6 protein-coding genes and 1 rRNA gene are annotated in these 6610 nt (G+C 67.4%); 2 read left to right on the top strand and 5 right to left on the bottom strand.

Going from position 1 to position 6610, the window contains the following annotated elements; genetic code table 11:
- Positions 1-108 (bottom strand): 16S ribosomal RNA (locus ACI3KS_RS11855); the annotation flags it as partial.
- Positions 109-767: 659 nt separating this feature from the next.
- Between ACI3KS_RS11855 and ACI3KS_RS11850 the strand changes: the two genes are divergently transcribed.
- Positions 768-2084 (top strand): CoA transferase, encoded by a 1317-nt coding sequence (locus tag ACI3KS_RS11850; RefSeq protein ID WP_404918503.1) that lies wholly within the window; start codon positions 768-770, stop codon positions 2082-2084.
- Here ACI3KS_RS11850 and ACI3KS_RS11845 read toward each other — a convergent pair.
- The 4 genes from ACI3KS_RS11845 to ACI3KS_RS11830 all read right to left on the bottom strand — a co-directional run bounded on the left by ACI3KS_RS11845 (position 2069) and on the right by ACI3KS_RS11830 (position 5905).
- Positions 2069-2863, bottom strand: a complete 795-nt coding sequence (locus ACI3KS_RS11845) for a DUF4184 family protein (RefSeq protein ID WP_404918501.1) — start codon at positions 2861-2863, stop codon at positions 2069-2071. The two genes, ACI3KS_RS11850 and ACI3KS_RS11845, sit on opposite strands and share 16 nt — an antisense overlap.
- 63 nt (positions 2864-2926) lie before the next feature.
- Positions 2927-4228: a tyrosine--tRNA ligase gene (gene tyrS, locus ACI3KS_RS11840; protein ID WP_404918499.1), complete on the bottom strand. Its 1302-nt coding sequence runs from the start codon at positions 4226-4228 to the stop codon at positions 2927-2929.
- Positions 4229-4256: 28 nt separating this feature from the next.
- Positions 4257-5264 (bottom strand): hypothetical protein, encoded by a 1008-nt coding sequence (locus ACI3KS_RS11835; RefSeq protein ID WP_404918497.1) that lies wholly within the window; start codon positions 5262-5264, stop codon positions 4257-4259.
- A complete protein-coding gene (locus ACI3KS_RS11830; protein ID WP_404918495.1) occupies positions 5261-5905 on the bottom strand; it encodes a SatD family protein in 645 nt (214 codons plus the stop codon). The genes ACI3KS_RS11835 and ACI3KS_RS11830 overlap by 4 nt, the downstream gene beginning before the upstream one ends.
- A 59-nt stretch (positions 5906-5964) precedes the next feature.
- Between ACI3KS_RS11830 and ACI3KS_RS11825 the strand changes: the two genes are divergently transcribed.
- Positions 5965-6552 carry a DUF1349 domain-containing protein gene (locus ACI3KS_RS11825; protein ID WP_404918493.1) on the top strand — a complete coding sequence of 196 codons (588 nt, stop codon included), beginning with the start codon at positions 5965-5967 and terminating at the stop codon, positions 6550-6552.
- The last annotated feature ends 58 nt before the right edge of the window (positions 6553-6610 follow it).

The following is a 6610-nucleotide window of genomic DNA, read 5'->3' as shown; positions in this document are numbered from 1 at the left end:
ACCCGTTCGCCACTGATCCACCCAGCAAGCTGGGCTTCACCGTTCGACTTGCATGTGTTAAGCACGCCGCCAGCGTTCATCCTGAGCCAGGATCAAACTCTCCGTAAAAAAGAAATGCATACAACCACCGGGAAAACGATGACCGCAGCGAGTTTGAAACTGACCAAAGAGATATTCATTGCTGACTATCCGTTGCCACTCCCGAAAGAGTGGTCTTTGATCCAAAGGAATCTCACCCTGCCGAAGCAGAGTCGAGGTTATTTGGCATTTGACAAGTGCACGCTGTTGAGTTCTCAAGGATCGGACGCTCCCCCGACCCAGTCATCACAACCAGGCCCGAAGGGCAACTTCACAATCTTAGTCAGTCACTGTCACCAGGCGCTTACCGCGCCGAGGCAACTCGACTAGCTTATCCGTTTCCTTCCCGCTGTCAAATCGACGCGATCCGGAACTCGGAAGCTCCACGACACACAGAAGTGTGTGTGAGATCCACTCTGTTGAGACTGAATCTCGGGGGTGGATCTCCCATCCTAGACGCAAACGTCTGCACTCACAAGTGAGGGATTCGGGAGGTGGTTCTCCGCTTGAGGGGGGTGAGGCTCTCGGCCTCTCCGCTTCCCTGTGGGGCGAACAAGTAATAAGTTACGCGGGAACCGCAGACCTGGCAAATCCGATGCACCTCCCCGGGCGTGTCGTCACTGCCGCTGCGTCGGGTTTTCCCTGGCTATACCCGCATTCCGCAGTGCTCGACGGCGTATCCTCGCCGCATGACCCCCGTTGACGCTCCGCTCGGTCCCTCCGCTCTCGCCCGGCGTGTGCTCCACGACGTCGGTCTCTCCGACCGCGCGGCGCACGCGGTCGAGCCGCCGCACCCTGTGCCGCTCGCCTCGCGACTGGCGGCCGATGCGCTCGCCTGGGGCAGCGTCGACACGGTTCGTCTGCTCGCCGGCATCCGCAGCATCCCGAATCCTGACCGCATCGCATTCGCGTACCGAAGCGATCGCCTCCTCCGCATCGATGGCGCCCATCCCCGTGCCTGGTCTCCGTACTCCGGGTTCTGGGAGACCCGCGGAGGATGGATCCGTACGCACGGCAACTACCCTCACCACGCTGCGCGACTGCTGCGTGCTCTCGGGCTTTCCGACGATGCGGACGCGGACACGGTTCGCCGCACGCTCTCTGCACTCCCCGGTGACGAGGCCGTGTCCCGCATCACCGCGGAGGGCGGGCTGGCGGTTCCCGTTCTCCCGGAGGATCCACGACTCGACGCGGCTCTCCGCCGAACGCCGATCCTCCACGTCCGACGACTCGACCCGACCGGCACCCTCAGCGTCTCCGATGATGAGACACAACTGCGCGGCATCCGCGTCCTCGACCTCACCCGCGTGATCGCCGGCCCCGTCGCGACTCGGACACTGGCTCTGCTCGGTGCTGCCGTTCTCCGCATCGATCCCCCGCAACTCCCCGAGCCGGACGGGCAGCATCTCGACACCGGCCATGGCAAGCGTTCGGCCATCCTCGACGCACGCGCATCGGGTCCAGAGCTGGAAAAGCTCATCCGTCAGGCCGACGTCGTGGTCCTCGGATACCGTCCGACGTCTCTCGAACGCCTCGGTCTCTCGCCCGAGATCCTGGCAGAGCGTCACCCGGGTCTGGTCATCGCCGAGCTCTCGGCCTGGGGCCCTGACGCACCTGGCCGAGCGGGATTCGACAGCCTCGTCCAGGCCGAGTCGGGCATCGCGATGGTCGAGTCTGCCGACGGTTCGATGCCCGGCGTCCTGCCCGCTCAGGCCCTGGACCACAGCGCGGGCTACCTTCTCGCCGCGGGTGTGCTCGCGCTCCTCGAACGGCGTCGACGCGAGGGCGGAACCTGGATCGTGCGCACCTCGCTGCGGCGCATCGCTGCGGAACTGCTCGGGATGCCGCGTCGCGCGACTGCCGACTCCGATCAGGAGATCGACGTGCGCGAACATCTCGCGACGTTCGATGTCGGCGGCCGGACCGTCACCACGGTGCGTCCGGTTCTTCCCGGACTGGACTTCCGGGCTCCTCGCCGATTCGGTGGCGATCAGCCACGCTGGTGACGACGACGGAACACCGTAACGGCCAGGCACAGCCCCAGCGTCAGGAATCCCCAGACCGCGCAGGCCGGCGGAAGCATCCGATACCCCAGATGCTGCACCGTGAACTCCGTCGTGAAGGGGCCGTAGAGCAGGTAGCCGAGGACCGCCGCCACGAGCAGGAACGTCGGGAGCGAGACCCACCACGCGATTCGGATGCCGTCTGGCACGGACCGCTGGATCTCACGAGGGGTCGCACGACGCAGCCGAAGAAGCGCCCAGATGCCGATGCCGAGGAGACCGACCGCAGTCGAGCCGTACTGCAGCCACTTGTAACCGAGCAGCGGACCCCACATCCGATCGAGCGCGGGGAGCAGATCGACGCCCCAACGTCCCTCATGGGTGAACAGGTCCCACGCGATGTGCGAGAGCACGCCGAGCAGGAGCGAGACTCCGAGCGCGACGGGAAACCACGGCCGGTTCGAGCCGATGCCGACCGCGGACTTCAGAGCAGCGCGCCCACCCTGATCCCAGTCGCCGGGAAGCCGCCGCGCCAGCCATCGAGGCGTGAGCTCGCCGACAGCAGGCCGCAGCACCGTGCGCCAGACGAGGAACAACGCGAACGCGATCACCGCGGTCCAGACGACATTGGCGACTCCGTGCGTGAACGAGTAGCTCACTCCGATTCCGCGGAGGAAGAGCGGCAGATCAGGAGTCATCGCGCCGATCGCGATCGCACTCGCCACGAGGGGCGTGCGGATGAACGGCAGGGCGACCAGCGCGTGGCTCGGCGTGAACGGCATCCGTCTGCTCTCTCGGACCGGCTCCGCCTGCGACACCGAGGAGTCGCAGGCGGAGCGTCGCGATCAGGAGATGAAGATCCCGGCGAGGGTCTTCTTGCCGCGTCGGAGTACCGAGACTCCGCCCGGAAGCGAGCCCTGCACGATCGCCGAGTCGTCTTCGATGCGCGTGCCGTCGAGAGAGACCCCGCCCTGAGCGATCGCCCGCCGCGCCTCGCCGAGGCTGGACACGAGACCGGTCGCGACGAGCGCGTCGATCACCGTCGTCCCGGCCACCAGAGTCGCGTGCGGAAGTTCGTCGAGAGCGGTGCGGAGCGTCGCCGCATCGAGGGAGGTGAGATCGCCCTGTCCGAAGAGAGCCTCGGATGCCGCGATCACGGCCGCGGCCGCCTCGAGGCCGTGCACCGTGGCGACGACCTCGAGAGCAAGGCGCTTCTGCGCTGCTCGGCGGAACGGCTCCGACTCCACGAGCGCGGCGTACTCCTCGATCTCCGCCCTGCTGAGGAAAGTGAACACCTTGAGACGGTCGATGACATCGGCATCCGTCGTGCTCAGCCAGAACTGGTACATCCGGTAGGGGCTGCACATCTCGGCATCGAGCCAGATCGCGTTGCCCTCACTCTTGCCGAACTTGGTGCCATCGCTGTTCGTGATCAGCGGCGTGCCGATCGCATGCACCGAGGTTCCCTCGACGCGGTGGATGAGATCCGTGCCGCTGGTGAGGTTGCCCCACTGATCGCTGCCGCCGGTCTGCAGGACGCAGTCGTACTGCCGGTACAGCTCGAGGAAGTCCATCCCCTGCAGAATCTGGTAGCTGAACTCGGTGTAGCTGATGCCGGCGTCGGAGTTCAAGCGCGCGGCGACAGCGTCCTTCTTCAGCATCGTGCCGACGCGGTAGTGCTTGCCGATCTCGCGCAGGAAGTCGATCGCCGACAGCGGCGCCGTCCAATCGAGGTTGTTGACGATCCGCGCCGCGTTGTCGCCCTCGAAGCTGAGGTAGCGCTCGACCTGGGCCCGCAGACGGCCGACCCACTCGACGACGGTCTCCGGGGTGTTCAGCGTGCGCTCGGCGGTCGGACGCGGATCGCCGATCAGACCGGTCGAGCCGCCGACGAGGCCGAGCGGCCTGTGCCCGGCGAGCTGGATCCGGCGGAGCGTCAGCAATTGCACGAGGTTGCCGAGATGCAAGCTCGGCGCCGTCGGGTCGAAGCCGCAGTAATACGTGATCGGATCCCCGGCGAGCAGGGCGCGCAGCGCCTCCTGGTCTGTGGATACGTGGACCAGCCCACGCCAGACGAGTTCGTCCCACACGTTCTCGAACGCGGGGTCGATCGCCGGCTCGGCGGTCTTCAGATCGGGATTCGACACGCTTTCCAGGCTATCAGCGCGGACGCGCTCAGCTGTGCGCGGCCCACCACACGAGGAAGGCTGCGGCCAGCGCGATCAGCCAACTCACCAGGCTGCCGACGAGGAAGTACTCTGCCCGCGCTCCGGTCTCGCCGTCCTTCGAGATCTCGGGGAACCGCACGATGCCCTTCGCCGCCAGCATCGCCGCGAGGATCGGATAGGCGGCGGCCAGCGTCAGCATCATGACCAGCACGCGCTCGAGAGGACCGATCAGTCTGCCGCCCTGGAATCCGCCACGGAGCGGGCGGGCCTCGGAAGCCGCAGGGGCGGGGTCCGCACCGGCACCGGCATCGGCATCGGCATCGGCACCGGCACCGGCATCGGCATCGGCATCGGCATCGGCATCGGCATCGGCATCGGCATCGGCGCCATGCGATTCGGCCGCGTCCGGGATCCCGGCATCAGACGCCGCATGACTCAGCGTTGCGGTTTCCGGCGTCGCGGCATCCGATTCGCGGGTGACCGTCGTCACGGCATCCGCTCCGGACATGTGGTCTTCAGGACCGGACGCATCGCCCGTCTCCGACACCTGCGCTCCGTTGCGCCGAGCGATCTCCACCGGCCGCCAGGTGTGTTCTCCGTCGAGCGCCGCACGCACGACGAGGTTCGCCGACTCGAGCAGGAACGCGCCCGCCCCCAATGCGAGCAGCGCGAGATCGAAGGGAACATTCCCGAACGGCGAGCGCAGCTCCCACACCGATCCGATGAGCCCGGCATCCACGCGGGCGCCCATCGACGCCACAGCGCCGATGCTCACCACGCCGAGGATCACCGCGGGCCAGAACCCCGCAGGAGCTCGGCGTTCGGCCGGCATGCACCACACCCAGACCGCGCCTGCGACCAGCGCCGCGAGCATCGGCAGCAGCGCGTCGGCCGCGCCGCCGAGCAGGAGCAGGATCACGGCGACGGAGAGGTAGCCGACCCAGCGCAGCGATGCGAACTGCCGAACGAGGTCGACGGCGCCGATCGCGAGGAGGATGAAGCCGGCGAAGATCACGATGCGTCTCCGTTGAGTGCCGCCAGCCCCTCGATCAGGGCCGCTGCACCCGCGGTGCGCAGGGCTTTGGACACGCCCGGCTGAGTGATGCCTTCCTGCGCCGCGAGCTCCTGCTGCGAGGTGCCGATGATCCGGCCATAGGTGAGCCGGCGCGCCCGCGCGCTCATCGCGCCGACGAGCTCGTCCCGCGCGAGCAGATAGGCGTTCGATGACGCGATCGTGCTCTCCATGACCTCATCCTGCCCCGGGGCACCGACAATCCACGTCCGGGTCCTCGGCACGGCGCGTCCCTCGCGGGCGTGCACGATCTCGATCGCTGCTCGTGCTGCATACCAGCCGGGGCCGTCCGCGAGCTCGCGGTGTACGGATTCGACGGCCCGCACCTCGCCGACGCCGATGCCGAACCGGAACGCCAGCCCCTCGGGCAGACGCAGCTGGATGAGCAGCAGCGAGGTCATCGCCTCGGCGAGCGTGCGGTAGACGCCCTGCTGCTCGTCGCCGACCGTCGGCGTCAGCGGCTGCGCGGCGAGCGGGAACGCGGCCTCGACGGCCGCGATCGTCTCGTCGAGCGTGCTCTGCGCGGCGGAGCGATCGGCGAGTCTTCGCGATCCGACGATGTCTGCAAGAACAGCCACAACCATCACATAACCATAACATGAATATTCTAGACATATGCCTTTTTTGGTTATATCTTCGGATCATGCCTGAATCAGACATGATCTCCTGGACATCCGGTACGTGGACGACTGAGCCCGTCACTGCGGAAGAACGTGACGGCACACTCGTCGTCACCGCCGCTGAGGGAAGCGACGCCTGGCGCCATACGGCCTACGGCTTCGTGCACGACACCGAGCACGCGCTGCTCGCACCGCTCGCGGTCGGCGAGGCCATGGAGGTGTCGTTCCGCGCCCCCTGGGACGGCCAGTTCGACCAGACCGGCATCTTCGTCCGACGCGACGACGAGCACTGGATCAAGGCCGGGGTCGAGTACGCCGACGGACATCTGGGCCTCGGCGCCGTCGTGACCGACATCCGCTCGGACTGGTCGGTCGGCCACGTCGACGACTGGCACGGCAGCGAACTGACCGTGCGCGTGAGCAGATGGGCGGATGCCGTCATCGTGCGCGCTCGCGCCGCGGGAGGCGAGTGGCGGCTGGTGCGCGTGGCTCCGTTCGACGGCTCGGCCGCGGCATCCGCCGGCCCCTTCCTCGCCGGTCCGACCCGTCCGGGTCTGGTGGTGACCTTCACCCGCTGGACGCGCTCCTCAGCCGACGACGCCCTGCACTGAGCCCCGCCGTCCAGCGCCGCACAGGCGGAGCCGCGAAGCCGACCGAGCCGACGAGCCG

Source organism: Microbacterium sp. ZW T5_45 (genome assembly GCF_044987415.1).
Taxonomy (GTDB): Bacteria; Actinomycetota; Actinomycetes; order Actinomycetales; family Microbacteriaceae; genus Microbacterium.
Note: the sequence above shows the minus strand (reverse complement) of the source record. Positions and strands in the feature narration are given on the sequence as shown.